Annotated in this window: 31 protein-coding genes and 1 pseudogene; 15 read left to right on the forward strand and 17 right to left on the reverse strand. The window is 67.5% G+C overall.

Going from position 1 to position 24,325, the window contains the following annotated elements:
* Positions 1-64: 64 nt before the first annotated feature.
* The gene (gene msrB, locus A9G05_RS08050) at positions 65-460 is read right to left on the reverse strand and encodes a peptide-methionine (R)-S-oxide reductase MsrB (protein ID WP_069560472.1); all 396 of its coding nucleotides are present in this window, start codon (positions 458-460) and stop codon (positions 65-67) included.
* Between the two features lie 183 nt (positions 461-643).
* Here msrB and A9G05_RS08055 point away from each other — a divergent pair, with 183 nt between their 5' ends.
* From A9G05_RS08055 to htpX, 4 genes are all read left to right on the forward strand, one after another.
* Complete coding sequence (locus tag A9G05_RS08055) at positions 644-1,855, forward strand: pyridoxal phosphate-dependent aminotransferase (protein ID WP_069560473.1); 1,212 nt, start codon at positions 644-646, stop codon at positions 1,853-1,855.
* Positions 1,856-1,867: 12 nt separating this feature from the next.
* Entirely contained in the window at positions 1,868-2,614 is a 747-nt protein-coding gene (locus A9G05_RS08060) for an SDR family NAD(P)-dependent oxidoreductase (protein WP_069560474.1), read from the forward strand.
* Positions 2,615-2,616: 2 nt separating this feature from the next.
* A complete protein-coding gene (locus A9G05_RS08065) occupies positions 2,617-3,069 on the forward strand; it encodes a hypothetical protein (protein ID WP_069560475.1) in 453 nt (150 codons plus the stop codon).
* A gap of 89 nt (positions 3,070-3,158) precedes the next feature.
* Entirely contained in the window at positions 3,159-4,031 is an 873-nt protein-coding gene (gene htpX / locus A9G05_RS08070; protein ID WP_069560476.1) for a protease HtpX, read from the forward strand.
* A 66-nt stretch (positions 4,032-4,097) separates the two neighbouring features.
* Here the strand turns inward: htpX and A9G05_RS08075 are convergent, their stop codons facing one another.
* A complete protein-coding gene (locus A9G05_RS08075; RefSeq protein WP_069560477.1) occupies positions 4,098-4,757 on the reverse strand; it encodes a thiopurine S-methyltransferase in 660 nt (219 codons plus the stop codon).
* A 102-nt stretch (positions 4,758-4,859) separates the two neighbouring features.
* Between A9G05_RS08075 and A9G05_RS08080 the strand changes: the two genes are divergently transcribed.
* A complete protein-coding gene (locus tag A9G05_RS08080; protein WP_069560478.1) occupies positions 4,860-5,627 on the forward strand; it encodes a class III extradiol ring-cleavage dioxygenase in 768 nt (255 codons plus the stop codon).
* Positions 5,628-5,714: 87 nt separating this feature from the next.
* On the opposite strand, the gene speE is transcribed toward A9G05_RS08080, so the two are convergent.
* A complete protein-coding gene (gene speE, locus A9G05_RS08085) occupies positions 5,715-6,575 on the reverse strand; it encodes a polyamine aminopropyltransferase (RefSeq protein WP_069560479.1) in 861 nt (286 codons plus the stop codon).
* A gap of 151 nt (positions 6,576-6,726) precedes the next feature.
* Between speE and A9G05_RS08090 the strand changes: the two genes are divergently transcribed.
* Positions 6,727-7,608: a DNA-3-methyladenine glycosylase gene (locus A9G05_RS08090; RefSeq protein ID WP_069560480.1), complete on the forward strand. Its 882-nt coding sequence runs from the start codon at positions 6,727-6,729 to the stop codon at positions 7,606-7,608.
* 1 nt (position 7,609) lies between these two features.
* Positions 7,610-8,110, forward strand: coding sequence for a methylated-DNA--[protein]-cysteine S-methyltransferase (locus A9G05_RS08095; protein ID WP_069560481.1), 501 nt, complete (start codon positions 7,610-7,612; stop codon positions 8,108-8,110).
* A gap of 1 nt (position 8,111) precedes the next feature.
* Here A9G05_RS08095 and A9G05_RS08100 read toward each other — a convergent pair whose 3' ends face one another.
* Entirely contained in the window at positions 8,112-8,672 is a 561-nt protein-coding gene (locus A9G05_RS08100; protein WP_256548312.1) for a histidine phosphatase family protein, read from the reverse strand.
* Positions 8,669-8,860, reverse strand: coding sequence for a PLDc N-terminal domain-containing protein (locus A9G05_RS08105; RefSeq protein ID WP_069560482.1), 192 nt, complete (start codon positions 8,858-8,860; stop codon positions 8,669-8,671). Before A9G05_RS08105 ends, A9G05_RS08100 begins: the two co-directional genes overlap by 4 nt.
* A 295-nt stretch (positions 8,861-9,155) precedes the next feature.
* On the opposite strand from A9G05_RS08105, the gene A9G05_RS08110 reads away from it, so the two are divergent.
* Positions 9,156-10,037 (forward strand): endonuclease/exonuclease/phosphatase family protein, encoded by an 882-nt coding sequence (locus A9G05_RS08110; protein ID WP_069560483.1) that lies wholly within the window; start codon positions 9,156-9,158, stop codon positions 10,035-10,037.
* A 13-nt stretch (positions 10,038-10,050) separates the two neighbouring features.
* Here the strand turns inward: A9G05_RS08110 and mtnC are convergent, their stop codons facing one another.
* From mtnC to aroC, 5 genes are all read right to left on the reverse strand, one after another.
* Entirely contained in the window at positions 10,051-10,734 is a 684-nt protein-coding gene (mtnC, locus tag A9G05_RS08115) for an acireductone synthase (RefSeq protein ID WP_069560484.1), read from the reverse strand.
* Positions 10,735-10,874: 140 nt separating this feature from the next.
* Positions 10,875-11,420, reverse strand: a complete 546-nt coding sequence (locus A9G05_RS08120) for an acireductone dioxygenase (protein WP_069560485.1) — start codon at positions 11,418-11,420, stop codon at positions 10,875-10,877.
* Positions 11,421-11,505: 85 nt separating this feature from the next.
* On the reverse strand, positions 11,506-12,120 hold the full coding sequence (locus A9G05_RS08125) for a methylthioribulose 1-phosphate dehydratase (protein ID WP_069560486.1): 615 nt from the start codon (positions 12,118-12,120) through the stop codon (positions 11,506-11,508).
* Positions 12,117-13,268, reverse strand: coding sequence for an MFS transporter (locus A9G05_RS08130; RefSeq protein ID WP_069560487.1), 1,152 nt, complete (start codon positions 13,266-13,268; stop codon positions 12,117-12,119). Before A9G05_RS08130 ends, A9G05_RS08125 begins: the two co-directional genes overlap by 4 nt.
* The gene (aroC, locus tag A9G05_RS08135) at positions 13,265-14,356 is read right to left on the reverse strand and encodes a chorismate synthase (RefSeq protein ID WP_069560488.1); all 1,092 of its coding nucleotides are present in this window, start codon (positions 14,354-14,356) and stop codon (positions 13,265-13,267) included. The genes A9G05_RS08130 and aroC overlap by 4 nt, the downstream gene beginning before the upstream one ends.
* Before the next feature lie 129 nt (positions 14,357-14,485).
* Here aroC and A9G05_RS08140 point away from each other — a divergent pair, with 129 nt between their 5' ends.
* Both A9G05_RS08140 and A9G05_RS08145 read left to right on the forward strand, forming a co-directional pair.
* Positions 14,486-15,478, forward strand: a complete 993-nt coding sequence (locus tag A9G05_RS08140; protein ID WP_083272518.1) for an alpha/beta hydrolase — start codon at positions 14,486-14,488, stop codon at positions 15,476-15,478.
* Between the two features lie 34 nt (positions 15,479-15,512).
* Positions 15,513-16,301 (forward strand): N-acetyltransferase, encoded by a 789-nt coding sequence (locus tag A9G05_RS08145; protein WP_069560489.1) that lies wholly within the window; start codon positions 15,513-15,515, stop codon positions 16,299-16,301.
* Positions 16,302-16,382: 81 nt separating this feature from the next.
* Here A9G05_RS08145 and prmB read toward each other — a convergent pair whose 3' ends face one another.
* The gene (gene prmB, locus A9G05_RS08150; protein WP_069560490.1) at positions 16,383-17,297 is read right to left on the reverse strand and encodes a 50S ribosomal protein L3 N(5)-glutamine methyltransferase; all 915 of its coding nucleotides are present in this window, start codon (positions 17,295-17,297) and stop codon (positions 16,383-16,385) included.
* Between the two features lie 326 nt (positions 17,298-17,623).
* On the opposite strand from prmB, the gene A9G05_RS08155 reads away from it, so the two are divergent.
* The 3 genes from A9G05_RS08155 to A9G05_RS08165 all read left to right on the forward strand — a co-directional run bounded on the left by A9G05_RS08155 (position 17,624) and on the right by A9G05_RS08165 (position 19,249).
* A complete protein-coding gene (locus tag A9G05_RS08155) occupies positions 17,624-18,220 on the forward strand; it encodes a cysteine hydrolase family protein (RefSeq protein WP_044399773.1) in 597 nt (198 codons plus the stop codon).
* Positions 18,221-18,322: 102 nt separating this feature from the next.
* Complete coding sequence (locus A9G05_RS08160) at positions 18,323-18,643, forward strand: hypothetical protein (RefSeq protein ID WP_069560491.1); 321 nt, start codon at positions 18,323-18,325, stop codon at positions 18,641-18,643.
* A gap of 48 nt (positions 18,644-18,691) precedes the next feature.
* Positions 18,692-19,249, forward strand: a complete 558-nt coding sequence (locus tag A9G05_RS08165; protein ID WP_069560492.1) for a Smr/MutS family protein — start codon at positions 18,692-18,694, stop codon at positions 19,247-19,249.
* 39 nt (positions 19,250-19,288) lie between these two features.
* On the opposite strand, the gene A9G05_RS28380 is transcribed toward A9G05_RS08165, so the two are convergent.
* The 3 genes and pseudogenes from A9G05_RS28380 to A9G05_RS28390 form a co-directional block, all read right to left on the reverse strand.
* Positions 19,289-19,846, reverse strand: a complete 558-nt coding sequence (locus A9G05_RS28380) for a methyl-accepting chemotaxis protein (RefSeq protein ID WP_256548319.1) — start codon at positions 19,844-19,846, stop codon at positions 19,289-19,291.
* Positions 19,832-20,263 (reverse strand): annotated as a pseudogene (locus A9G05_RS28385) (PAS domain-containing protein); the annotation flags it as partial. The gene A9G05_RS28380 and the pseudogene A9G05_RS28385, both read right to left, overlap by 15 nt.
* 15 nt (positions 20,264-20,278) lie before the next feature.
* Positions 20,279-20,605, reverse strand: coding sequence for a PAS domain-containing protein (locus A9G05_RS28390; RefSeq protein ID WP_256548314.1), 327 nt, complete (start codon positions 20,603-20,605; stop codon positions 20,279-20,281).
* 341 nt (positions 20,606-20,946) lie between these two features.
* Here A9G05_RS28390 and folE point away from each other — a divergent pair, with 341 nt between their 5' ends.
* Complete coding sequence (gene folE, locus A9G05_RS08175) at positions 20,947-21,507, forward strand: GTP cyclohydrolase I FolE (protein WP_069560493.1); 561 nt, start codon at positions 20,947-20,949, stop codon at positions 21,505-21,507.
* Between the two features lie 66 nt (positions 21,508-21,573).
* On the opposite strand, the gene A9G05_RS08180 is transcribed toward folE, so the two are convergent.
* The 3 genes from A9G05_RS08180 to A9G05_RS08190 form a co-directional block, all read right to left on the reverse strand.
* The gene (locus A9G05_RS08180) at positions 21,574-21,924 is read right to left on the reverse strand and encodes a GFA family protein (protein WP_069560494.1); all 351 of its coding nucleotides are present in this window, start codon (positions 21,922-21,924) and stop codon (positions 21,574-21,576) included.
* Between the two features lie 81 nt (positions 21,925-22,005).
* Positions 22,006-22,605 carry a glutathione S-transferase family protein gene (locus tag A9G05_RS08185; RefSeq protein ID WP_069560495.1) on the reverse strand — a complete coding sequence of 200 codons (600 nt, stop codon included), beginning with the start codon at positions 22,603-22,605 and terminating at the stop codon, positions 22,006-22,008.
* A gap of 14 nt (positions 22,606-22,619) precedes the next feature.
* The gene (locus A9G05_RS08190; protein WP_069560496.1) at positions 22,620-23,786 is read right to left on the reverse strand and encodes a PLP-dependent aminotransferase family protein; all 1,167 of its coding nucleotides are present in this window, start codon (positions 23,784-23,786) and stop codon (positions 22,620-22,622) included.
* Between the two features lie 81 nt (positions 23,787-23,867).
* Here A9G05_RS08190 and A9G05_RS08195 point away from each other — a divergent pair, with 81 nt between their 5' ends.
* Positions 23,868-24,323 (forward strand): MarR family winged helix-turn-helix transcriptional regulator, encoded by a 456-nt coding sequence (locus A9G05_RS08195; RefSeq protein ID WP_069560497.1) that lies wholly within the window; start codon positions 23,868-23,870, stop codon positions 24,321-24,323.
* Positions 24,324-24,325: the final 2 nt, after the last annotated feature.

Genomic DNA, 24,325 nt, shown 5'->3' on the forward strand with positions numbered 1-24,325 from the left:
GCTCAATTGAATTGCACACAACTCACCTGAAAAAACAAAGCCCGCCAGCGGCGGGCCTTGGCACTCAGTCCCGAGGCACGAGCTTCAGCGCCACCGAATTGATGCAGTAGCGCAGCCCGGTCGGCCTGGGTCCATCGGGGAAGACATGCCCCAGGTGGGCCTCGCAACGGGCACAGCGCACCTCGACGCGGTGCATGCCGTGGCTGAAGTCCTCCAGCTCGGCGATGGCCTGGTCGTCCACCGGCTGAAAGTAGCTGGGCCAGCCGCTGCCGGAGTCGTACTTGGCGTCGGAATCGAAAAGCGCCGCACCGCAGCAGGCGCAGTGGTAGATGCCGGGCGTCTTGGTGCCGTTGTATTCGCCGGTGAAGGGCCGTTCGGTGCCCCCCAGGCGGCAGACGTGGAACTGCGCGTCGGTCAGCTCTTCGCGCCAGGCTTCAAGGGGTTTGTCCAGCTTTTCCATAGGGTCACCTCGTTGCGGAAAAAAGCCCGACCCGTACCTTTTCCGGCCATCGGGCCGCACGTATCATGCGTGCCTTCGGGCGCCAGTCTGGCAGCGGCGCTGCCGGCTGCCAAGGTATCCGCCCCTTCCATTGCCCCAGCGGCCGCCCCCCGGCACATCAACACATTCGGGACCCTCAGAACCATGCAGTTCAGCAAATCCAACAAGCTCGCCAACGTCTGCTACGACATTCGCGGGCCGGTGCTCAAGCACGCCAAGCGTCTGGAAGAGGAAGGCCACCGCATCCTCAAGCTGAACATCGGCAACCCGGCCCCCTTCGGCTTCGAAGCCCCGGAGGAAATCCTTCAGGACGTCATCCGCAACCTGCCCACTGCCCAGGGCTACAGCGACTCCAAGGGCCTGTTCAGCGCCCGCAAGGCCGTCATGCAGTACTACCAGCAGAAGCAGGTGGAAGGCGTCGGCATCGAGGACATCTACCTGGGCAACGGCGTCTCCGAGCTGATCGTGATGGCCCTGCAGGCCCTGCTGAACAACGGCGACGAGGTGCTGATCCCCGCCCCCGACTACCCGCTATGGACCGCCTCCGTAGCCCTGGGTGGCGGCAAGCCGGTGCACTACCTGTGCGACGAGCAGGCCGGCTGGTTCCCGGACATCGCCGACATGAAGGCGAAGATCACCCCCAACACCAAGGCCCTGGTGCTGATCAACCCCAACAACCCCACCGGTGCCGTGTACTCCCGCGAGCTGCTGCTGGAAATCGTCGAGCTGGCCCGCCAGCACAACCTGGTGATCTTCTCCGACGAGATCTACGACAAGATTCTCTACGACGAGGCCCAGCACATCTCCACCGCCTCCCTGGCGCCGGACGTGCTCTGCCTGACCTTCAACGGGCTGTCCAAGTCCTACCGCGTGGCCGGCTTCCGCTCCGGCTGGATCGCCATCTCCGGGCCCAAGCACCGCGCCCAGAGCTACATCGAAGGCCTCGACATCCTGGCCAACATGCGCCTGTGCGCCAACGTGCCGAGCCAGCACGCCATCCAGACCGCACTCGGCGGCTACCAGAGCATCAACGACCTGGTCCTGCCCGGCGGCCGCCTGCTGGAGCAGCGCAACCGCGCCTGGGAACTGCTCAACGACATCCCCGGCGTCAGCTGCGTCAAGCCCATGGGCGCGCTCTATGCCTTCCCGCGCATCGATCCGAAGGTCTGCCCGATCCACAACGACGAGAAATTCGTGCTCGACCTGCTGCTCTCCGAGAAGCTGCTGATCGTCCAGGGCACTGCCTTCAACTGGCCGTGGCCGGACCACTTCCGCGTGGTCACCCTGCCCCGCGTCGACGACCTGGAGCAGGCCATCGGCCGCATCGGCAACTTCCTCAAGACCTACCGCCAGTAAAGGAGTACCGCCATGGGCCAGCCCCGCCGCTACCTGCTCACCGGCGCCAGTTCCGGCATCGGCATGGCCCTGGCCCGCGAGCTGGCTGCCCGGGGACATGACCTGGCCCTGGCGGCACGCCGGGAGGAACCCCTCCAGCAACTCGCCGAAGAGCTGCGCGCGCGCCACGGTCGGAACATCGCCGTGCTGCCCCTCGACGTCACCGACTACGCCGCCTGCCAGGACGCCGTGGGCCTGGCGAAGAACGCCCTGGGCGGGCTCGACGGGCTCATCGCCAACGCCGGCATCGGCCTGGCGGGCAAGGTCGGCACGGGCCGTTTCGAGCGCTTCCAGCAGACCCTGGAGACCAACCTGATCGGCACCATCGCCTGCCTGGACGCCGCCGCCCAACTGTTCCGCGAGCAGGGCCATGGCCACCTGGTGGCCGTGGCCTCGGTCGCTGGCAAGCGCGGCCTGCCGGCGACCGCCGGCTATTCAGCGAGCAAGGCCGGGCTGATCAGCTACATGGAAGCCCTCGAACTGGAGCTGTACCGCAGCCCCCTGCGCACCACCCTGCTGCTGCCCGGCTACATCGACACCCCCATCAACCAGGGAGCAGGGCCGCGTCCCTTCCTCATCGACGTGGAGCACGGCGCCCGGCTGATCGCCCAGCACATCGAGCGCCAGACCCGCCGCGCCTACGTGCCCGGCTGGCCCTGGGCGCTGATCGGCCGCCTGCTGCCGCTGCTCCCCAACGCGCTGCTGGCGCGAGCACTCTGACCATGGACCTGCAGATCGACGACTTCTACAAGGATTGCGCAGCCGGCTTGCTGACGCTCTACCTCGCCTTCCCGCGCAAATCCGCACTGTACGTGGAGGACCTGATCGGCCACGAGGAGCCGGACGAGTTCGGCCTGCCCAGCAAACGCCACCAGAGCTGCCTGGGCGCCCTGATCTGGCTGGCCGAAGAAGGCTACATCCGCTACGAGAGCACCATCCGCTACGAAGCGCTGGACCAGGCCGTGCTCACGGAGAAGGGCTTCCTGCGCCTGTCCCGCAGCATTCCCCACGCGGTCGGCGACGAAGGGGCGCTGCCGCCAAGTGTGCGGAGGGTCCACGGCACCCTCGCCCACCAACTGCGCGAAGCACTGGCCAGCCGCAGTAGCGAACGCATCGCGCGGCTGTCACGCCTGCTGTTCAGCGGCCCCGATGGCGCGGCAGGCGACACAGTTTGAAATAAGGGTTCGGTTGAATCGCCCTCGCCCGAACCTTATATACCCCCGCATATCAAACCGCTTCCCGCCGTGAGGAGACCGTCCCAATCATGATGCGAATTCTGTTGTTCCTGGCCACCAACCTTGCAGTCCTCGTGATTGCCAGCATTACGCTGAAGCTGCTGGGAGTAGATCGCTTCACCGGGCAGAACTACGGCAGTCTGCTGGTGTTCTGTGCCGTGTTCGGCTTCGCCGGCTCCCTGGTCTCGCTGTTCATCTCCAAGTGGATGGCGAAGATGAGCACCGGCACCGAGATCATCACCCAGCCCCGTACCCGCCATGAGCAGTGGCTGCTGCAGACCGTCGAGGAGCTGTCCCGCGAGGCCGGCATCAAGATGCCCGAGGTGGGCATCTTCCCTGCCTACGAAGCCAACGCCTTCGCCACCGGCTGGAACCGCAACGACGCCCTCGTCGCCGTCAGCCAGGGCCTGCTGGAGCGCTTCTCGCCCGATGAGGTGAAAGCGGTGCTGGCCCACGAGATCGGCCACGTGGCCAACGGCGACATGGTCACACTGGCGCTGGTCCAGGGTGTGGTGAACACCTTCGTGATGTTCTTCGCGCGCATCTTCGGCAACTTCGTCGACAAGGTGATCCTGAAGAACGAAGAAGGCCACGGCATTGGCTACTTCATCGCCACCATCTTCGCCGAGCTGGTCCTGGGCATCCTCGCCAGCATCATCGTCATGTGGTTCTCGCGCAAACGTGAGTACCGCGCCGACGAAGCCGGCGCCCAACTGGCCGGCACCAACGCCATGATCGGTGCCCTGCAGCGCCTGCGCGCCGAACAGGGCGTGCCGGTGCAGATGCCTGACAGCCTGACCGCTTTCGGCATCAACGGTGGCCTGAAGAACGGCCTGGCCGGCCTACTGATGAGCCACCCGCCCCTGGAAGACCGCATCGAGGCCCTGCGCCGCCGCGGTTGATCCGACCGAAGCCAACCAAAAGGGCAGCCACTGAGGCTGCCCTTTTTCATTGTGCGCCGCCGAGCCTCAGCCCCTGCGCTGCAGGCGGAATACTGGCTCGTGCAAGGCGTCCAGGCCGCGTGAGGCGAACTTCCAGTTGTTTTCCAGCACATTCTCCCGCTCCAGCAGCTCCACGTTCCAATCCGCTTCCAGGCGCGTGCGGACTTCCTCTTCCGGCACCGAGAACGGTGGGCCTTCGAGCCGCGACTGCTCGTACTCCAGGGTCACCAACAGCCCCCGGCAGCCCGGCGCCAGCAGGCGAGTGAGGTGTTCGACATAAGCCTCGCGCATGGCCGGCGGCAAGGCGATGATCGCCGCGCGGTCATACAGCGCAACACAGTCCTGGGTGTCCTCGGGCGTCAGGGCGAAGAAGTCCCCCTGAAGGATCTCCACCCGCCCGGCACTGAAGCGGCGCAGCGCCCCAACCTCGCTCACACCCGGTTCCACGCCCCATTCAGCGAAGAAGTCCAGCACCGCCTTCTCCGCCAGCTCCACGCCCAGCACCCGATGGCCCTGCTCAGCGAGCCACAGCAGGTCCAGGCTCTTGCCGCAGAGTGGCACCAGCACCTGCGCATCGGCCGGGAGTGCCAGGGCGTGCCAATGCCGCAGCAGCCAGGGGTTCGCCTCGTCCTGATGGAACCCGATCTGATTGCTGTGCCAACGTGCCTGCCAGAATGACTCTTCCACCTGATCCTCCTGATGATTCGATAGATACGCGCAGAATTTTATGCTGGAAGTCGATACGTCCAGCGCAGAACATGGCGCCCATCCTAACGGAGGACGCCACGGATGCTACCCACCCTGTTCATCTCCCACGGTTCCCCGATGCTCGCACTGGAACCCGGCGCCAGCGGCCCCGCCCTCGCCCGCCTGGCAGCCGAGCTGCCGCGCCCGCGCGCCATCCTGGTGGTGTCCGCGCACTGGGAGAGCCAGGGCCTGAGCCTGACCGGCGGCGCCCACCCCGAGACCTGGCACGACTTCTACGGCTTCCCGCCGGCGCTCTACGCCGTCCAGTACCCCGCCCCCGGCGCACCCGAACTGGCGCGCGAAGTCCAGGGGCTGCTGAAGGCCGCCGGCCTGGACGCTGCCATCGATGACCAGCGCCCCCTCGACCATGGCGCCTGGGTGCCGCTGTCGCTGATGTACCCGGAAGCGGACATCCCGGTGCTGCAACTGTCCCTGCCCAGTCGCCTTGGTCCGGCCTTCCAGACCCGGGTCGGCCGTGCCCTGGCCGCCCTGCGCGACCAAGGCGTGCTGCTGATCGGCTCCGGCAGCATCACCCACAACCTGCGGGAGCTGGACTGGCACGCGCAGGACGACCACGGCTCCGACTGGGCCCAGGCCTTCCGCGACTGGATGGTCGAGCACCTGGCCCGCGATGACGAAGACGCCCTGCACCACTACCGCACCCAGGCGCCCAATGCAGTGCGCAGCCACCCCAGCGACGAGCACCTGCTGCCGCTGTACTTCGCACGCGGAGCCGGCGGCCCATTCCGCCTGACCCACAGCGGCTTCACCCTCGGTGCACTGGGCATGGACATCTACCGCTTCGGCTGAAGCACACCGCCATGAAAAAACCGCTGCCGGAGCGATCCGGCAGCGGTTTTTTCATTCAGCCAGCCCCCGGAAAGGAGGCCGGGCACCTCAGTCGTTGCTGGGCTTGCCCACGGCCTGCAGCACGTACTGCGGCAGCGCGAAGGCGCCCAGGTGAACCTCGGGGTTGTAGTAGCGGGTCACGATGCCGCTGCCGGCGAAGCGCTGGCGCAGCACCTCCAGGGAGACTTTGCGGGTATCGCCCTGGGTCGCGCCCCAGGCGAAGGTCATGGCCCCGCCGATGTAGGTGGGCACCGCCGCCTGGTAGAAGTGCCAGTCGGCGAACAGGCCGTTCATGCGCGACGCGGTGGTCTGCACTTCAGCCAGTTGCATGAAGGGCGTGCCGTTCTGGGTCACCAGGATGCCGCCATCGTTCAGGCAGCGGCGGCAGGCCTGGTAGAAGTTCTCGGAGAACAGCACCTCGCCCGGCCCGATGGGGTCGGTGGAGTCGGAGATGATCACGTCGAACTTCTCCTCGGTGCTGGCGACGAAGCGCATGCCGTCGTCGATCACCAGGTTCAGGCGCGGGTCGTCATAGGCGCCCTTGGAGTGGTTCGGCAGGAACTCCTTGCACATGTCCACCACGGTGCCGTCGATCTCCACCATGGTGATGCTCTCGACCGCCTTGTGCTTGCGCACCTCGCGCAGCATGCCGCCGTCGCCACCACCGATGATCAGCACGCGGCGGGCAGCGCCATGGGCCAGGATCGGCACATGGGTGAGCATCTCGTGGTAGATGAACTCGTCCGCCTCGGTGGTCTGGATCACACCGTCCAGCGCCATCACGCGACCCATGCGCGCGTTCTCGAAGATCACCAGATGCTGGTGCTCGGTGCGGACCTCATGAAGCAGCTTGTCCATGCGAAAACGCTGGCCGTAGCCGTCATAGAGAGTTTCCTGGTAATCGCTCATGAGCGGTCTCCCGTAGTGGCTGCAGAAGGACGGAACAGCGGCCCGCCCGGAGAAAGGCGCGCATTCTACGACGCTCACCGTTTCAGGTCGAACCGTAGCGACGGCCGATTTTCCCGCGACAGGCCACGCCCTCAGCGGGTATCGTCGCGCCATGCAGACACCCGCCCCTCTCCTGCGCCAGGCTCTGCCCTTCCAGCCGCCCTGGCACTGGCACCAGTTCCACGCCCACTTCAGCCTGCGTCGCCTGCCCGGCGTCGAACGGGTGGAAGAGCACGGCTACACCCGCAGCATCCGCCTGGGCGGCCTGCACAGCTGGTTCCGCGTCACGCCCACGCCCGACGCCCTGCTGCTGGAACTGCCGCCCGAGGCCGCAGCGGCCCAGGCGGATATCGCCCAGCGGGTGCGGCGCATGTTCGACCTGGAGTGCGACCCCCTCGCCGTCGCCGCCACTTTGGCTCGGGACGAGGTGCTGAAGCCGCTCCTGGAGCGGCACACCGGGCTGCGCCTGCCGGTCGCCTTCGACCCGTTCGAACAGGCGGTGCGCACCATCATCGGCCAGCAGGTAACAGTAAAGGCCGCCGTGACCATCGCAGGCCGCCTGGTGGAACGCCTGGGCACGCCCCTGCCCGGAAGCCCCGACGGCCTGCGCCTGTTCCCCACCCCGACGGCCATCGCCGAGGACGCCCTCCCCGGCATCGGCATGCCTGGCAAGCGGGTCGAGACCCTGCGCCGACTGGCCGCCGCCGTGGCATCGGGCGAGCTGGAACTGAGCCTGGCGGACGGCGTCGAAGCCTTCCAGGCGCGGCTCTGCGCCCTGCCCGGCATCGGCCCCTGGACGGCCCAGTACATTGCCCTGCGGGCCTTCGGCGACGCGGATGCCTTCCCCACGGCCGACCTGGGCCTGCTCAAATCCCCCCTCTGGGGGGCCGGCGGCATCAGCCCACGCCAGCTCGCCGAACGCGCCGAGCGCTGGCGGCCGTGGCGCGCCTACGCCGCCGTGTACCTCTGGCACAGCTACGCAACGGAGAACTGACGTGTACTTCCGCCACCACCCCAGCCCCATAGGAACCCTGTTGCTGGCCGGCGACGAGGAAGGGCTGCGCATGTTGCACATGGACAGCGCCACGCCCTGGAAACTGGACCCGACCTGGCAGCCCGCCACACGCGAGCTGGACGATGCCTGCCGGCAGTTGGACGCCTACTTCGCCGGCAAGCGCAAACGCTTCGAACTGAAGCTGGCGCCACGCGGCACGCCCTTCCAGCAGGACGTTTGGCGGGCCCTGCAGGCGATTCCCCACGGCCAGACTACCCACTACGCCGCCCTCGCCCAGGAAATCGGCCGTCCCCGGGCCGTGCGCGCCGTGGGCGCCGCCAATGGCGCCAACCCCATCGCCATCATCATTCCCTGCCACCGGGTGATCGGCCGCGACGGCAGCCTCACCGGCTTTGCCGGCGGGCTGGAGCGCAAGGCCATCCTGCTGCGTCTTGAAGGCGCCCAGTTGCAGCCGGCCCAGGACCAGTTGCAACTCATCTGACTCAATGCGGCGCGGGCACCCGCGCCAGCACCCGAGGCGGCTCGCTGATCGGCATCGCCACGATCACCGCCTCGCCTGGAACCGGCGTGATGCCGGCCAGCGCCCCGATGCTCACCGCGTGGGTCACCAGCACCAGCGGCATGCCACGCGGCAGCTGGCTGACGCGCTGACGCAGGCGCTTCGCAGCGGTCAGGTCACCATCGAAGTAATCCAGCGCATCCAGGGTCTCCACCGCGCCGAGCCCCAGTTCCAGAGCCGTTTCCTGGGTGCGGCACCAGCGCCCGGCATAGATGCGCGGCCCCTTGATCCAGTGGCGGCGCAGCAACTGGCCCCATTGCTGGGCCTCCCGCCGGCCCTGGGCGTCGAGGTTGCGCTGGGTCCGACAGTCCTGCAACCGGAAGCCCGCCGGATCACCCGCTCCCGGCGCGTTTGCATTGCGCAGCAACAGGGCGGCCTGGCCACTGCGCAGCGCCGCCCAGGCGTCATCCTGGGGCTCGGCCAGGGCCGTCAGGCAGCCCAGGGCCAGCAAGGAGCCCACCCAGGCACGTAGCCGACGGCTCACAACCGCACTTCGCCACGGGGGCCGGCGATGGCCCAGATGATCAGGCCAAGCACCGGCAGCAGCACGATCAGCAGGACCCACAGCACCTTCATGCCGATCTCGGCCTTGCTCTTGATGACATTGAGGATGGCCCAGATATCCAGGGCCAGGATGACCAGGCCGGCCAGGCTGTTTAGCAGCGAACCCATGACAACGCTCCTGTTGGGAAAGACGGATCAGGCGGCACCCGGACATCGCCTGCGCGGGCCCCTCCAGGCCCAGTTGAACAGCCCGAGCACGGGGACGCAGGTAAAGTGCGCCCAGCCCGCCGTAGAAAGCAATTGCCGCTCCGCTCATGGCGTCCTCCCATGCACAGGATTGTGACGGGGGCATCGCGCCCCTGCCGTCCGGGTGAACAGCGGGTTTGGCAGATGACCACGGGCAAGGTTCCGTCCATCGGCGGATGCCCTACAATCTCCCACCTGCCGTCATCAGGATGTTTCCGTGCTCAAGGCCCTGCGCTTCCACCTCAACCAGCTTGCCTGGCTTGGCCTGGTCACCCTCGTGCTCGGCCAGTTCGGTCGCTTCCACTGGGTGCTGGAGCTGTTCAGCCATTTCGCCCCACTGCAGGCCGGCCTGATGCTGGTGGGGGCCTTTGCCAACCCGCGCAATGCCTCGTCGCTGCTGTTCGTCCTCGCGGGCGCCGGGGTGATCGGCTGGGGCCTCACCCCCTGGCCACACGACGCGCCGGGCAGCACCGGGCAGGAGCGCCGGGTGATGGCCTACAACCTGCGCCTGGACAACCCCCGCGCCGACGCCGAGGCCGCCTGGCTCAACGCACTGCCGGCCGATGCCCTGTTCCTCACCGAAGCAACTCCCGCCTGGGGCGAACGCCTGGCGCCGCTGAAAGCCCAGGAAGCCTGCGCCCGTTACCAGGACGGCCCGTTCGGCCTGGCGCTGTTCACCCGCCAACCGGTGCGCCGCTGCCAGGTGTTGGAGCCGCGCGGACTGGCCGCCTACCCCTACATCCGCGCCGAGCTGGATGACGGCACCGTGCTTTACGGCATCCACCCGCCGCCCCCCCTGGGGCCGGAGCTGGCGGCAGCCCGGGACGAAAGCCTGCGCCAGCTGGCCGAGCAGATCGTCCTGGAAGGTCGCGAAGTGGTGGTGATGGGGGATTTCAACAGCACGGCGTTCTCACCGCGCCTGCAGGACTTTCTGGCCGATGCCGGCCTGCGCCTCACCGCCCAGCGCGTGCGCCCCACCTGGTGGCCGGGGCTGCTGGGCGTGGACCTGATCCTGCTGCGCAGCGACCGCACGGTGAAGGCGGTGGGCGCCCTGCCCTGGCAAGGCTCCGACCACCGCGCGGTGTGGCTGGACTACTGACGAGAGGGTCGACTCAGGTGTGTGCCGGGTCGATCACCGCAAAGCTGGCCACGGTCGGATGCCCGGCCAGCTCGCCGCCCTCGCGGGCCAGGCCGATGGTGGGGAGGCCGGCTTCGCGCGCCGCGTCCAGTTCCTGCACCACGTCGGAGAGAAACAGCACCTCCTCTGCCGACAGCCCGATGGCCTCGACGATACGGCGGTAGGACCCAGCCTCCCGCTTGGGGCCGCTGGTGGTGTCGAAGTAGCCGGAGAACAGCAGGCTCAGGTCACCCGCCTCGGAACAGCCGAAGATCAGCTTCTGCGCCTGGATCGAGCCCGAGGAGTAGACGTACAGCCGATAGCCCTCGGCGTGCCAGCGGCGCAGCGCCTCGACTGCATCCGGGTAGACATGACCCTTGAGCTGCCCGGCCCGGTAGCCCTGCTCCCAGACCATGCCTTGCAGCGCCTTGAGCGGGGTGGCCTTGCGGTCCTCGGCAATCCATTCCAGCAGGATCGCCACCACGCGCTCGACGCTGGCCTCGGGCTCGCCACTCTCGCGACGCACCGCTTCCAACTGCTCCGCCACGGCCGGCTCGGCGGCGTGCTCGCTGACGAAGCCCGGCAGGTGCCGGGCGGCATAGGGGAACAGCACGTCGAAGACGAAGCTCACGGCACTGGTAGTGCCTTCGATGTCAGTGAGGATGGCCTTGATGGGCATGCGGACTCCGGTATTTCGATATTCACTGGACCCGGCGCAATCGCAGGGATGGATGGACGTAGACAGGCGTACCGGGCGGGTGTATCGGGTGGGCGTAGGGTGGGCTTCAGCCCACCACGTTCCCTGCACCGCCTACGACCTCAATCCTCCAACTGAGGAAAGCGCCTGGCGATGTCGTCCCCGGTGAACTGGGCAACCCAGCCCTCGGGGTTATTGAACAGGCGGATGGCGACGAAGTGCGGCTCTTCGCCCATGTCGAACCAGTGGCGGGTGCCAGCCGGCACCGAGATCAGGTCGTTCTTCTCGCACCGCACGGCGTAGACGTAGTCGTCGATGTGCAGGGTGAACAGGCCGCGCCCGGCGACGAAGAAGCGCACCTCGTCCTCGGCGTGACGGTGCTCGTCGAGGAACTTGGCACGCAGCTCGGCCTTCTGCGGGTGGCTGCGGTCGAGGCTGACCACGTCCACCGTCACGTAGCCGCGCTCCTTCATCAGCGCGTCGATCTGTGGGCGGTAGGCGGCGATCACCTCGTCCTGGCTCGCCCCCGGGGCCAGCGGCGCGCTGGCCTGCCAGCGCTCGAAGCGCACGCCCACGGCCGCAAGGGTGGAGGCGATGTCGTCGACATGGGTCAGCACCTTGTTCGGCAGGTCGGGGCTGGACTCGTGGTAAACGGAAAGGCTGCTCATCGGTGTACTCCTGGTCGCCGGCTCCGGCTCTGCTGGCCGGTCGCACGGGCGGTCTGGGTCAAGGCTCCCTCGGCGGAGGGTGGCGTCAGCGGGCCTGCAGGGCGCGAACCTTCAGCTCGCACTCGAACAGGAACTCGAAGGCTTCGACCTGGCGCAGCGCGTCGCTCATGCGTGGGCCCCACGTGTAGAGGCCGTGGCCACGGATCAGGTAGCCGACGCACTCGGGGTGCGCGTCCAGCCAGGGCTGGACCTTGGCTGCCAGGCGGGCGATGTCCTGATCGTTGTCGAAGATCGGCACTTCCACCGGGCTTTCGTGAGTGGTCACGCCGCTGAAGGCCTTCTGCAGTTCATAGTCGGCGAACACCAGCGAGTCGCTCAGGGTCAGCCGCGAGAGGACGGTAGCATTCACCGAGTGGGTGTGCAGCACGGCGCCTATCCCGGGCTTCCAGCGGTACAGCTGGGTGTGCAGCAGGGTCTCGGCGGAGGGCTTCTTGCCGGGCTCCAGGCTGATGCCGTCGAGATCGGTGGCCAGCACGTCGTCCTCGCCGAGCTGGCCCTTGTGCTTGCCGGAGACGGTCAGCAGCGCCTGGTCGGCCGACAGCCGCGCTGAATAGTTGCTGCTGGTGGCCGGCGACCAGCCGCGGCCATAGAGGAAGCGGCCGGCCTCGATGATTTCACGGGTGAGTGTTTCGCGGTTCATGCCCGCTCCTCTTTCAATTGAGTGGCAATGATAACGGCAGCGGCCATGGCGGCCAGGCTGGCGATGACGAAGGTCCAGGAGGCGCCCAGGCTGTTCCAGCTGTAACCGGAGTACAGGGCCCCGAGCGCACCGCCGGTGCCGGCGAGGGCTGCGTAGAGCGCCTGGCCCTGGCCTTGCTGCTGCGGGCCGAACTGGCGTTGCACGAAATGGATGGCCGCCGCGTGGAAGCTGCCGAAGGTCGCCGCATGGAGCACCTGGGCGAACAGCAGCACCGCGAGGTTGTCGGCGAGATGCCCCAGCAGCAGCCAGCGCAACGCGGCGAGCAGGAAGCTCGCGGCCAGCACCTGGCGAACCGGGAAGCGCGAGAGGATGCGCGCCATCGCCAGGAACATCAAGACCTCCGCCACCACGCCCAGCGCCCAAAGCTGGCCGATGAAGCCGCGCGGGTAGCCGAGGCTTTCCAGGTAGATGGTCTGGAAGGTGTAGTACGGGCCGTGGGAAAGCTGCATCAGCCCCACGCACAGGTAGAACGCCAGCACGCCGGGTTGCCGCAACTGGTCGAGGAAGCCGCCGCTGGCGCCCCCCTCCCGGGCCACCGGCGTGGCATTGGGCACCCACCAGCTGCTGAGCACGATGCCGGCCATGATGACCACCAGCGCCACCGGGTAGACGTCCAGGCTGAACACCTCGAACGCCTTGCCCAGGCCGACCACGGTGAGGATGAAGCCGATCGAGCCCCACAGGCGGATCTGGCTGTAGCGCGCCGCCTGCTCCTTGAGGTGCGCGAGGGTGATCACTTCGAACTGCGGCAGCACCGCATGCCAGAAGAAGGCGTGCAGGGCCATGATCATCGCCAGCCAGGCGTAGCTCTTGTCGACGAAGATCAGCGCGAAGGTGCACAGGGTGCAGAGCGCGCCCAGCCGCACGATGGCCAGGCGCCGGCCGCTGCGGTCGCCCAGCCAGCCCCAGAGGTTGGGCGCCACGCAGCGCATCAGCATGGGGATGGCCACCAGCTCGCCGATGCGCGCGGCGGAGAAGCCCAGGTGGGCGAAATAGAGCCCGAGGAAGGGCGCCGTGGCACCCAGCAGGGCGAAGTAGAACAGGTAGAAGCCGGACAGCCGCCAGTACGGCAGCGCGCCGCCGGTCACAGCTGGCCGAGCACCGGGGTGCTGACGCGCACATCGGCGTTCTGCCCGCGATGGCGCAGCAGGTGGTCCATCAGCACGATGGCCATCATGGCTTCGGCGATGGGCGTGGCACGGATGCCGACGCAGGGGTCGTGGCGGCCCTTGGTGATCACGTCCACCGGGTTGCCGTCGACGTCGATGGAGCGGCCCGGTGTGGTGATGCTGGAGGTGGGTTTGAGCGCCAGGTGGGCGACGATCGGCTGGCCCGAGGAAATGCCGCCAAGGATGCCGCCGGCGTTGTTGCTGAGGAAGCCTTCCGGAGTCAGCTCGTCGCGGTGCTCGGTGCCGCGCTGGGCGACGCACGCGAAGCCGGCGCCGATCTCCACGCCCTTCACCGCGTTGATGCTCATCAGCGCGTGGGCCAGTTCCGCGTCCAGGCGGTCGAAGATCGGCTCGCCCAGGCCCGGCGGCACGCCTTCGGCGACGACGGTGATCTTGGCGCCGACGGAATCCTGGTCACGGCGCAACTGGTCCATGTAGGCCTCCAGCTCCGGCACCTTGTCCGGGTCGGGGCTGAAGAAGGCGTTCTGCTCCACCGAGTCCCAGGTCTTGAAGGGGATCTCGATCGGGCCGAGCTGGCTCATGTAGCCGCGAATGCGGATGCCCTGCCCGGCCAGCCACTTCTTGGCGATGGCGCCGGCGGCGACGCGCATGGCGGTCTCGCGCGCCGAGGAGCGGCCGCCGCCGCGGTAGTCGCGGACGCCGTACTTGTGGTGGTAGGTGTAGTCGGCGTGGGCCGGGCGGAACAGGTCCTTGATCGCCGAGTAGTCCTTGGACTTCTGGTCGGTGTTGCGGATCAGCAGGCCGATGGAGCAGCCGGTGGTGCGGCCTTCGAAGACGCCGGAGAGGATTTCCACCTCGTCGGCCTCCTGGCGCTGGGTGGTGTGGCGGCTGGTACCCGGCTTGCGGCGGTCGAGGTCACGTTGCAGGTCCTCCAGGGAAAGCTCCAGCCCCGGCGGGCAGCCGTCGACGATGGCGACCAGCGCCGGGCCGTGGCTTTCGCCAGCCGTGGTGACGGTGAACAGCTTGCCGTAGGTGTTGCCGGACATGCACAGTGCTCCGCTGAAATGGGCCTCGAAGAAAGGCCGAGGAGTATACCTGCGGCGCCCGGCCAGTTCATCCACGAACCTTGCGCCGGTGCCGGCATCCAAGCCTGGCACGCCCACACGGATTCCCCCATGCCCCGACTGCTGTACACCCTGCTCGCCCCGCTGCTCTGCAGCCTTCTCCCACCCGCCACCGGCTTCGCCGCCCATACCGTGCTGCAGCGCCCCCTGGACCTGGACACCGGTACCGGCGTGCTCCACGGCACCCTGCTGCTGCCAGGCGGCAAGGAGCCGCCCCCCGTCGCGTTACTGGTGGCCGGTTCCGGCCCCACCGACCGCAACGGCAACAACCCCATGGGCGGGCGTAACGACAGCCTTAAGAAGCTCGCCGAGCTGCTGGCGCGAAACGGCATCGCCAGCCTGCGCTTCGACAAGCGCGGCATTGCCGCCAGCCACGACGCCGGCCCGGACGAACGCCAACTGAGCCTGGACGGCTACGTGGACGATACCGTCACCTGGGCACGCCAGCTCAGAGCCGACCCCCGGTTTTCCAGGCTGATCCTGATCGGCCACAGCGAAGGCGCGCTGATCGCCAGTCTGGCCGCGCCACGCACCGGGGCCGCCGCCCTGGTGGTGATCGCCGGCAGCGGCCGGCCCTTCGACCAGTTGCTGATGGAACAACTGCGCCAACGCCTGCCGCCTCCGCTCCTGGCACGGAGCGCCGCGATCCTCACGGCCCTGCGCAACGGCCAGACCATGGACGAGGTTCCGCCACCACTGATGGTGCTGTTCCGACCCAGCGTGCAGCCCTACCTGATCTCGCTACTGGCCCACGACCCGGTTGAGGCTTTCGCAGCAGTGAAGATCCCCGCACTGATCCTGCAGGGCAGCCACGACATCCAGGTCGGCGTTGCCGATGCCGAGGCCCTGAAGGCGGCGAAGCCCGACGCAGAACTGGCAATCATCGGCGGCATGAACCACATCCTGCGCATCACACCGGCCGGTATCCAGGAGCAGTTGGCCTCCTATAATGCCGCCGAGCTGCCGCTGGCTCGCGAGCTCGGCCAGCACCTGCTGGCGTTCATCGCCGCCCTGCCCTCCAGCCCGCCGCCTGGCGGCCGATAACCGGATCACACCGCGCCTGCAACAGGAAAGCCCGATGAGCGACACCGACACCCCGCCCCCCGAGGCCCTGGACCCCACACCCGTGGTGGTGCCACCGCATCCCTGGGCCGACCTGGAGCCGGAGAACCACCTGCTGCTGAGGCTCGCGCCGCTGCCGGCCGACCCCACCACAGGGCCCCGACCACTGCGCTTCATCGAGCTGGGCGAGGTGGAGCGGCACAGCCCCGACCACAGCCTGCTGGTGCTCAGCCTGAACCTGCCAGGGCAACTCATGCGCAAGGAGCAGAACCGCCTGGAGGTCTGGGCCGATCACCGCAGCAAGGAGGTCCGCTTCGGCCCCGACGACGGCCTTCGACTGGAGCCCCAGAACCGCGGCCTGGGACGCTTCCTGCTGGCCCGAGGCATCCACTGGGCACGACGCCAGTGGGCCCACTACCGGGTCGAAGGGGGCGCACTGCCGAACACCCTGGCCGCCTCGGAAGACATCCGCCAGCGCCGTGACCATGTGCTCAAGGCCCAGGGATTCGAAGTCACCTACCAGGACCCGCTGCAACTGCACGCCAACTACGGCGCCGGTCGCGTCAGCGAGCTGCTGGATGACTGGAACAAGGAGAAGGTGCAGGTCATCGGCCTGCTGGACGCGGCCAACATGCTGCAGCAGGCCGACCACAACCTGCATCAGCAGGAAATCCAGGTCCGCAAGCTGGAGGACCGCGTCGCCGAGCTCAAGCGCGACGACAGCGGCCTGCGTTTCACCATCACCTGCCTGGTGGTCTTCGCCGTGTTCCAGGCCGGCTTGCTGATCTGGATCGCCACCCACTGAGGGGCATGCCCAAGAACCACCTGCGTTGCCAATGCGGCATCGCCTCAGTTTTCAGAGACGCGGCGACCGGGGGCGACCCTTTCAGCCCGTCAGGCGGGCGCGGAACAGGTCCTGGTGCTCACGGCACTGGCGGGCGCTCAACAGGAACACGCCATGCCCGCCCCGGGCGAACTCCAGCCAGGTGAAGTCCACTTCCGGGTACAGCACCTCCACATGCACCTGGCTGTTGCCCACCTCGACGATCAGGGTGCCCTGCTCAGTCAGGTGGTCGGCGGCCTCGGCCAACATGCGCCGCACCAGGTCGAGCCCATCATCACCGCAGGCCAGGCCCATGGCGGGCTCATGGTGGTACTCCTCGGGCATGTCGGCGAAGTCTTCCGCATCGACATAGGGCGGATTGGACAGGATCAGGTCAAAGCGCTGGCCGGGCAGGCCGTCGAAGCCGTCGCCCTGGACGGTGTAGACGCGGTCGTCCAGTTCGTGGCGTTCGATGTTCTGGTTGGCCACTTCCAGCGCATCGAAGGACAGGTCGGCCAGCACCACCTCCGCCTCGGGGAAGGCGTGGGCGGCGGCAATGCCGATGCAGCCGGAACCGGTGCAAAGGTCGAGAATGCGCGCCGGCATGTGCGGCAGCCAGGGCTCGAAGCCCTGCTCGATCAGCTCGCCGATGGGCGAACGGGGCACCAGCACGCGCTCGTCGACCACGAACGGCAGGCCGCAGAACCAAGCCTCGCCCAGCAGGTAGGCAGCCGGTACGCGCTCGTGGATGCGGCGCCTCAGCAGCGCCTGGACATGCTCGCGCTCGTCATCCTCCAGGCGGCAGTCCAGGTAGCTGTCGGCAATTTCATAGGGCAGGTGCAGGGCGCCGAGGACGAGCTGGCGGGCTTCATCCCAGGCGTTATCGGTGCCATGGCCGAAGAACAGGTTCTCCCCATGGAAACGACTAACGGCCCAGCGGATGTGGTCGCGCAGGGTGCGCAGGCGGGATTCGGACACGACGCTCTACCTTTAGGAACGGGACGCGAATTCTACACCCGACCGCTCGAGGCTTGCGACGCACCTAGGGATCTTCCCTGCGCTCACGACGCAACTCGCGCAGCACGGCGATGGCCACGGCGCAGGCGAACAGCAGCCAGAAAGAGGGGGGAAGATCAGACAGGCTATTCATGCGGCAACTCCTTGCACACGGCGACTTCGACTCCATCCGAAGAGCTCCGATGGTGCGCCCGGCGGGAGGGTTCCCGCAAGAGGATTGCGCGACATGGTTCACTTATCGCGTCACTCGGCGGACAATAGCGGCCTACGCCGTACCGGAGATTCGCATGTCTGCTCCCAAATCCATGTTCCAACTCAGCGGCCGGGGCTACCCGCCGACCACCCTGAGCAACGCCACGCTGGTCATCATCGACGTCCAGGAGGAGTACCGCAGCGGCGTCCTGGCCCTGCCCGGCCTCGACGCGGCACTGGAGGAGATCGCGACCCTGCTGGCCGCCGCTCGCGCAGCCGGCACCCCTGTCGTACACGTCAAGCACCTGGGTGTGCCGGGTGGCCTGCTGGACCCCCAGGGCGAGCGTGGTCAGCAGATGCCCGAAGCCGCCCCGCTGCCCGGCGAGGTGGTCGTCGAGAAGCGCCTGCCCAACGCCTTCGCCGGCACCGACCTGCACGATCGCCTGCAGGAGATCGGCCACCTGGACCTGATCGTCTGCGGCTTCATGACCCACTCCAGCGTCAGCACCACCGTGCGCGCCGCCAAGGACTACGGCTACCGCTGCACCCTGGTCGCTGCCGCCTGCGCCACCCGTGACCTGCCCACCCCTGACGGCGGCGTGATCAGCGCCGACGAGATGCACCGCGTCGAGGTCATCGCCCTCGCCGATAACTTCGCCAGCGTCGTACCCAACGCACGCGCCCTCGCCTGAGGCAACGCCTCACCGCAAAGCCGGCCCTCTCCTATCGGGCGAATGGCAGGAACCCCACCCGCTGGTTCCGGTCATACGCCCGATCAAGACGAGGAACACCGGATGAAACAACCCGATGGATTCGACGCCCGCCGCCTTCGCCCCCATGCGCCCCGGCACCTGGGCTGGCGGCTGCTGGCCGGCTGTGCAGCCCTGATCGCCACCCTGGGCATCCTCCTGGCGATGGCCGGCTCGGCCACCCTGCTCGGCCGTCCGCCTGCGCTCGGCCCACTGAACGACAGCACCGGCGCCGCGCTGACCCTGCTGGTCACCGGCCTGTTGCTGCTGGTCTTCGGCGTTGGGCTCTGGCGCCATGCACGGCGGCGCTTCCGCCGGCGCAGCAACCTGGACCTGTCACCCCGACTGATGAAGAAACGCCACTGACGTCGCCCCGCCTCACGGGTAAACTGGGCAGCCGCTGTGGAGACCCTCATGCAAGACGACGATTTTTCCCTGTTCAGCCAGCAGATGCGTGGCGTCAAACGCATCCAGCACGACCGCGCCGATGTCGGCAAGCCGCGTGCCGACCGCCAGCAGGTCGTCAGTCGCCGGCAGAACGCCACCCAGGCGGGCACCACCACCAAGGTGGACGGCCTGTCCGACCTCTTCGTGATCGACGTGGGTGCCGAGGATGAGCTGCACTGGGCCCGCGACGGCGTCCAGGAAGGCCAGATGCGCAAGCTCAAGCAGGGCCAGATCGCCTTCGAGGGCAGCCTCGACCTGCACGGCATGACCGTGGAGAAGGCCAGAGAGACCCTCTGGGACTTCCTCGCCGAGGCCGCCAAGCTGGAAATCCGCTGCGTGCGCATCACCCATGGCAAGGCGGCGCGCCTGGATGGCAAGCGCCCGCTGATCAAGAGCCACGTCAACACCTGGCTGCGCCAGCATCCCCAGGTGCTCGGCTTCACCTCCTGCCTGCCGCGCCACGGCGGCACCGGTGCCCTCTACGTGATGTTGCGCCGCACCATGCTCGAAGGCCGCGACGAGTAGACGTGACCAGCGCCGCCCGGCACCGGGCGCCCCCTCGGCTCAGCGCCCCAGCGTGAAACTGAACTGGCGGATGGCTTCCACCACACGCTGGGCACCTTCCTGGATTTCCAGGATCGCCTGGCCCGCATGACTGGCCAGTTCCACCCCCTGTTCCACCTTCTCGCGGCTGCTTTCCATGCTCTGGACCGCCTCCTGGGACAGCTCATGGTTGCGCCGTACAACGTCGACGATCTCCACCGTCGCCTGAGCCGTGCGTGCCGCCAGGTTGCGCACCTCCTCGGCCACCACGGCGAACCCGCGCCCCTGCTCGCCGGCCCGTGCCGCCTCGATGGCGGCGTTCAGCGCCAGCAGGTTGGTCTGATCGGCGATACCACGGATGGTCTGCACGATACTGCTGATCTGGTCGGACTGCTGGCTCACGGCCGAAATGCCGCTGGCCGCCCGGTTCAATTCGCCAGCGATGCCCTGCACCACGTCCACCGTGCGCCGGACCACCTCGGCACCGCGCTGCGCACCACCGTCGGTCTGCAGGGATATCTCATAGGCCAGGCGCGCAGCATCGGACTCTGCCTGCTGGTGCAGCACCTGCTCGGTCACGTCCGTGGCCAGCTTTACCACCTTGCAGAGGGTGCCGTTGGCGTCGAACACCGGGTTATAGGTGGCGCGCAGCCAGACCACATCCCCGCGCTTGTTGACCCGCTTGAAACGGCCCGTGAAGAACTCGCCGCGATTCAGGCGCTCCCAGAACTGCGTGTACTCGGGCGATGCCGCGTCCTCCCGGGTACACAACTGCCGGTGATGGCGCCCACGGATCTCGTCCAGGCGATACCCCATCAGGCTCAGGAAATTCTCGTTGGCGGTGAGCACCTCCCCCCGCAGGTTGAACTCGATCACCGCCATGGAACGGTCAATGGCACTGATCAGGCTCTCCTGCTGCTGTTCACGCAGCACCTGGGCAGTGATGTCGGTGGCCAGCTTGAACACCCCGATCACCCGCCCGGCCGTGTCACGCACCGGGTTGTAGCTGGCCTAGAGCCATAGCTCGCGCCCCTGCTTGTCACGCCGGCGGAAACGGTCACGGATGAACTCGCCCGCCGCCAGACGCTCCCAGAAGCGGCGGTACTCGGTGCTGTTGGCATAGGCCGGCTCGCAGAACATGCGGTGGTGCCGACCCTGCACCTCCTCCGGGCGGTAGCCGACCGCGGAGAGGAAGTTCTCGTTGGCGGACACGATGGTGCCATCCGGCAGGAACTCGATGACCGCCATGGAGCGTTCGACGGCGCTACGGCGCGCCAGAGCCTGCGCGAGCTGGGCTTGGCACTCGGCCAGTTCGCGCTTGAGGGATGACTGGAACATCGGGAAGGACCTCGAAAACGGCATGAGGATAGAAAGAACGGCACAGGTATCGGCAGCCCGAGGATGGGCTGAAGCGATGGACACTCGAAGATTGCTATCGCCGCGATGGCCGACTGCCATCAGACGGTGGAACGGCCAAAGAAGTTCGGCAAGCACGGGCAGGCGCAGTACAATCGCCGCCGAACGAAACGCGACCATGTGCCGGGTGGCCGTGCGGAAGCCGCCGTCAGAGCGTCCCGCCCCCACCGCGTGCGATGCAGCCGTAAGGGCTGCCCCGGCAACAACCGGGCCCGATGGGCATGCCAATGGTCCGCCTACATCCACTCGATTCTGGAAGCACCATGGACTCTAGCCCCGACAAACTGGCAAGCCACTACACCGCGATCCTCGGCCAACTGGGTGAGGACGTGAACCGCGAAGGCCTGCTGGACACCCCCAAGCGCGCTGCCAAGGCCATGCAGTACCTCTGCCGCGGCTACGAGCAGACCCTTGACGAGGTGATCAACGGCGCACTGTTCACCTCCGACAACAGCGAGATGGTGCTGGTCAAGGACATCGAACTGTACTCCCTGTGCGAGCACCACCTGCTGCCCTTCATCGGCAAGGCCCACGTGGCCTACCTGCCCAACGGCAAGGTGCTGGGCCTGTCCAAGGTGGCGCGCATCGTCGACATGTTCGCCCGCCGCCTGCAGATCCAGGAGAACCTCACCCGGCAGATCGCCGAAGCGGTGGAGCAGGTCACCGGCGCCCTGGGCGTGGCCGTGGTGATCGAGGCCCAGCACATGTGCATGATGATGCGCGGCGTGGAGAAGCAGAATTCCTCGATGATCACCTCGGTGATGCTCGGCGAATTCCGCAACAACGCCGCGACCCGCAGCGAGTTCCTCAACCTGATCCGCTGAGGGATCGCCCACGAAAAAACCGGCCCAGGGCCGGTTTTTTTATTTAGAGCCCCGGAAGACGACCCGCTAGAAGCTGCGCCCATCCACCTTGCGCACCTGCAGCGCATCCGGATCGACGCCCTCCAGGCAGCGCACGTTCACCGCCGCCATGGCGTTGCCCTGGGGATCGGAAGCCTCGCCGAACGGCGCGCAGCCGCAGGTGCCGCAGAAGTGATGGGCAATCTGCATGCGATTGAAGCGGTAGGTGGACAGGTCGGACTCGGGCGTCTCCAGCACCAGTTGGGCACGCGGGACGAACCACAGCAGGTAGCCACGCTTGCTGCACAGCGAGCAGTTGCAGGCCATCAACTCGGTGATGGGGCTGCCCTCGACCTCGAATTCGACACGGCCGCAATGGCAGTCTCCCCGGTATTTCATCTGCATGCCTCCAGGCCCGGAACGGACCCGGAGGACGTTAGACCCGGGCTGCCCTGCGCGCCATGCCGGCGACGTGCCGCCTCAACCGATGCTGACGTGACGCGGATGAGCCGCCACCCGTGCCATCCAGGCCTGGATGGCGGGGACACCGGAGAGGTCGAAGCCGCCCTCTTCCGCCACATGGGTGTAGGCGTACAGGGCGATGTCCGCGATGGAGTAGGTATCCCCCACCAGGTACGGCGTGCGGGAGAGCTGCTGCTCCATCACCCGCAGGGCCTTGTAGCCGCGCACCAGGCACACCTGGTACTCCTCGGCGCGCTCGGCCGGCATGCCCTGGTAACGCTTGATGAAACGCGCCACCGCCACATAGGGCTCATGGCTGTACTGCTCGAAGAACTGCCACTGCAACACCTGGGTGCGCAGGCGCGGCTCGGTGGGCAGCAGGTCGCTGCCCTCGGCCAGGAAGTTGAGGATGGCGTTGGACTCCCACAGGGTGGTGCCGTCCTCCAGCTCCAGGACCGGGATCTTGCCGTTGGGGTTGAGCGCCAGGAAGGCCTCGCTCCGGGTCTCGCCCTTGAGGATGTCCACCGGCACCCACTGATAGGGCTGCCCGAGCAGCTCGAGGATCAGCTTGACCTTGTAGCAGTTGCCGGAAATCACATCACCGTAAACCTTGTACATCGCCTGCTCCTCGATCAGACGGCCTGGGCGGCCTGGGCTTCCCGTACCACGCTGACCAGACGGCGCAGCCCCTCGCCCAGGCGCTCCGGCGCCACATGACTGAAGTTCAGGCGCAGGTAGCCGGGGTGGTTGTCCGGGTCGATGAAGAACGGCTCGCCCGGCATGAAGGCGACGTTCTGGTCCAGCGCCGGCTTCAGCAGGGTGCGGGTATCCAGCGGCTGCTTGAGGGCCAGCCAGAAGAACAACCCGCCCTGGGGCACTTCCCAGGTGGCCAGGTCGCCGAAGTGTTCTTCCAGCGCCGCCTGCATGGCATCGCGGCGCACGCGGTAGAAGTCACGCAGCTCGGCCAGGTGGCCCCGGTACTGCTCGCTGCCCAGCCATTGCAGGGCCTGCCATTGGCCGATGCGGTTGGTGTGCAGGTCGGCGGACTGCTTCAGGCGCAGCAGGTAGGGGAACAGGTCCGGGCTGGCGATCAGGAAGCCCACGCGCAGGCCCGGCAGCAGGGTCTTGGAGACGGTGCCGGTGTAGATCCAGCTGGCCTTCTTCAGGCGGCTGACGATGGGGGTGGCGCTGCCGCCATCGAACACCAGTTCGCGGTACGGCTCGTCTTCGATCAGGGTCACGCCGAACTCGTCCAGCAGCGCCGCCACGGCGTCGCGCTTGGCCTCGCTGTAGCGCACTGCCGAGGGGTTCTGGAAGGTCGGGATCAGGTAGGCGAAGGCCGGCTTGTGCTGCTCCAGGCGCTGGCGCAGGGAGGCCAGCTCGGGGCCGTCGGCCTCCTGGGCCACGGCGATACAGTCGGCTCCGAACAGTTGGAACGCCTGCAGCGCGGCCAGGTAGGTCGGCGCCTCCAACAGCACTTCGGTGCCCGGGTCGATGAACAGCTTGGACGCCAGGTCCAGGGTCTGCTGGGAGCCGCTGACGATCAGCACCTGACTGGCATCGCAGGGCACACCCAGGGCGCGCGCCTCGGCGGCCACCGCCTCACGCAGGGCCGGCTCGCCCTCGCTCATGCCGTACTGGCCCATGCTCGCCGGCATATCCGCCCACTCCACCTTCGGCAGCATCGGCTCGGCCGGCAGGCCACCGGCGAAGGACATCACCTCCGGGCGCTGCGCCGCAGCGAGGATTTCACGGATCAGGGAGCTTTTCAGGCGGGCGATGCGTTCGGAGAAGGCCATGGATGTCACCGGGTGCGAAGGCGTGGGAATTGAGTCAAACTGCTTGACCGAAACTACGATGCCCGGGATGGATACGTCAATATGCTTGACCTTAAAAACCCCGCCGTCCAGCACGCTGCCATGGAAGCCTTCTTCTTCGGCTACCAGGCTTTCACCAGCAAGCCCGACGAGATGCTCGCCCGTCGCGGGCTGTCGCGGGTGCACCACCGCATCCTGTTCTTCATCGCCAAGTACCCGGGGCTGAGCGTTAAGGAAATGCTCGGCTACCTTGGCGTGAGCAAGCAGGCGCTGAATACGCCGCTGCGCCAGCTCATGGAGATGGACCTGGTGCAGAGCAGCACCGCCGACGACGACAAGCGCAAGCGCCAACTAGGGCTGACGGCAGAAGGCTCGAAGCTGGAGAAGAGCCTGCGCCGGGAGCAGGCCCGCCTGCTGGAGCGGGCCTTCGGCGAGGCCGGGGCCGATGCGGTGGAAGGCTGGCTGAAGGTCAACCAGACCCTGGGCGGCGCCCGCCAGGATGAGTCGGAAGGCACCTGAGG

Origin of the sequence: Pseudomonas sp. ENNP23 (assembly GCF_001728945.1) — a bacterium.
GTDB lineage: Bacteria > Pseudomonadota > Gammaproteobacteria > Pseudomonadales > Pseudomonadaceae > Metapseudomonas > Metapseudomonas otitidis.

What these genes read in the sequence shown, in the direction of transcription:
- mtnC (WP_069560484.1), bottom strand. Translation starts at nt 10,734, where the DNA reads ATGCCCATCAAGGCCATCCTCACTGACATCGAAGGCACTACCAGTGCC.
- A9G05_RS08145 (WP_069560489.1), top strand. Translation starts at nt 15,513, where the DNA reads ATGAGCGACACCGACACCCCGCCCCCCGAGGCCCTGGACCCCACACCC.
- A9G05_RS08090 (WP_069560480.1), top strand. Translation starts at nt 6,727, where the DNA reads ATGCAGACACCCGCCCCTCTCCTGCGCCAGGCTCTGCCCTTCCAGCCG.
- A9G05_RS08065 (WP_069560475.1), top strand. Translation starts at nt 2,617, where the DNA reads ATGGACCTGCAGATCGACGACTTCTACAAGGATTGCGCAGCCGGCTTG.
- A9G05_RS28390 (WP_256548314.1), bottom strand. Translation starts at nt 20,605, where the DNA reads ATGTTCCAGTCATCCCTCAAGCGCGAACTGGCCGAGTGCCAAGCCCAG.
- A9G05_RS08080 (WP_069560478.1), top strand. Translation starts at nt 4,860, where the DNA reads ATGCTACCCACCCTGTTCATCTCCCACGGTTCCCCGATGCTCGCACTG.
- folE (WP_069560493.1), top strand. Translation starts at nt 20,947, where the DNA reads ATGGACTCTAGCCCCGACAAACTGGCAAGCCACTACACCGCGATCCTC.
- A9G05_RS08180 (WP_069560494.1), bottom strand. Translation starts at nt 21,924, where the DNA reads ATGAAATACCGGGGAGACTGCCATTGCGGCCGTGTCGAATTCGAGGTC.
- A9G05_RS08055 (WP_069560473.1), top strand. Translation starts at nt 644, where the DNA reads ATGCAGTTCAGCAAATCCAACAAGCTCGCCAACGTCTGCTACGACATT.
- A9G05_RS08140 (WP_083272518.1), top strand. Translation starts at nt 14,486, where the DNA reads ATGCCCCGACTGCTGTACACCCTGCTCGCCCCGCTGCTCTGCAGCCTT.
- A9G05_RS08190 (WP_069560496.1), bottom strand. Translation starts at nt 23,786, where the DNA reads ATGGCCTTCTCCGAACGCATCGCCCGCCTGAAAAGCTCCCTGATCCGT.
- msrB (WP_069560472.1), bottom strand. Translation starts at nt 460, where the DNA reads ATGGAAAAGCTGGACAAACCCCTTGAAGCCTGGCGCGAAGAGCTGACC.
- A9G05_RS08125 (WP_069560486.1), bottom strand. Translation starts at nt 12,120, where the DNA reads ATGAACCGCGAAACACTCACCCGTGAAATCATCGAGGCCGGCCGCTTC.
- aroC (WP_069560488.1), bottom strand. Translation starts at nt 14,356, where the DNA reads ATGTCCGGCAACACCTACGGCAAGCTGTTCACCGTCACCACGGCTGGC.
- A9G05_RS08165 (WP_069560492.1), top strand. Translation starts at nt 18,692, where the DNA reads ATGCAAGACGACGATTTTTCCCTGTTCAGCCAGCAGATGCGTGGCGTC.
- A9G05_RS08195 (WP_069560497.1), top strand. Translation starts at nt 23,868, where the DNA reads ATGCTTGACCTTAAAAACCCCGCCGTCCAGCACGCTGCCATGGAAGCC.
- A9G05_RS08160 (WP_069560491.1), top strand. Translation starts at nt 18,323, where the DNA reads ATGAAACAACCCGATGGATTCGACGCCCGCCGCCTTCGCCCCCATGCG.
- A9G05_RS08155 (WP_044399773.1), top strand. Translation starts at nt 17,624, where the DNA reads ATGTCTGCTCCCAAATCCATGTTCCAACTCAGCGGCCGGGGCTACCCG.
- A9G05_RS08105 (WP_069560482.1), bottom strand. Translation starts at nt 8,860, where the DNA reads ATGGGTTCGCTGCTAAACAGCCTGGCCGGCCTGGTCATCCTGGCCCTG.
- A9G05_RS08120 (WP_069560485.1), bottom strand. Translation starts at nt 11,420, where the DNA reads ATGAGCAGCCTTTCCGTTTACCACGAGTCCAGCCCCGACCTGCCGAAC.
- A9G05_RS08185 (WP_069560495.1), bottom strand. Translation starts at nt 22,605, where the DNA reads ATGTACAAGGTTTACGGTGATGTGATTTCCGGCAACTGCTACAAGGTC.
- speE (WP_069560479.1), bottom strand. Translation starts at nt 6,575, where the DNA reads ATGAGCGATTACCAGGAAACTCTCTATGACGGCTACGGCCAGCGTTTT.
- A9G05_RS08060 (WP_069560474.1), top strand. Translation starts at nt 1,868, where the DNA reads ATGGGCCAGCCCCGCCGCTACCTGCTCACCGGCGCCAGTTCCGGCATC.
- htpX (WP_069560476.1), top strand. Translation starts at nt 3,159, where the DNA reads ATGATGCGAATTCTGTTGTTCCTGGCCACCAACCTTGCAGTCCTCGTG.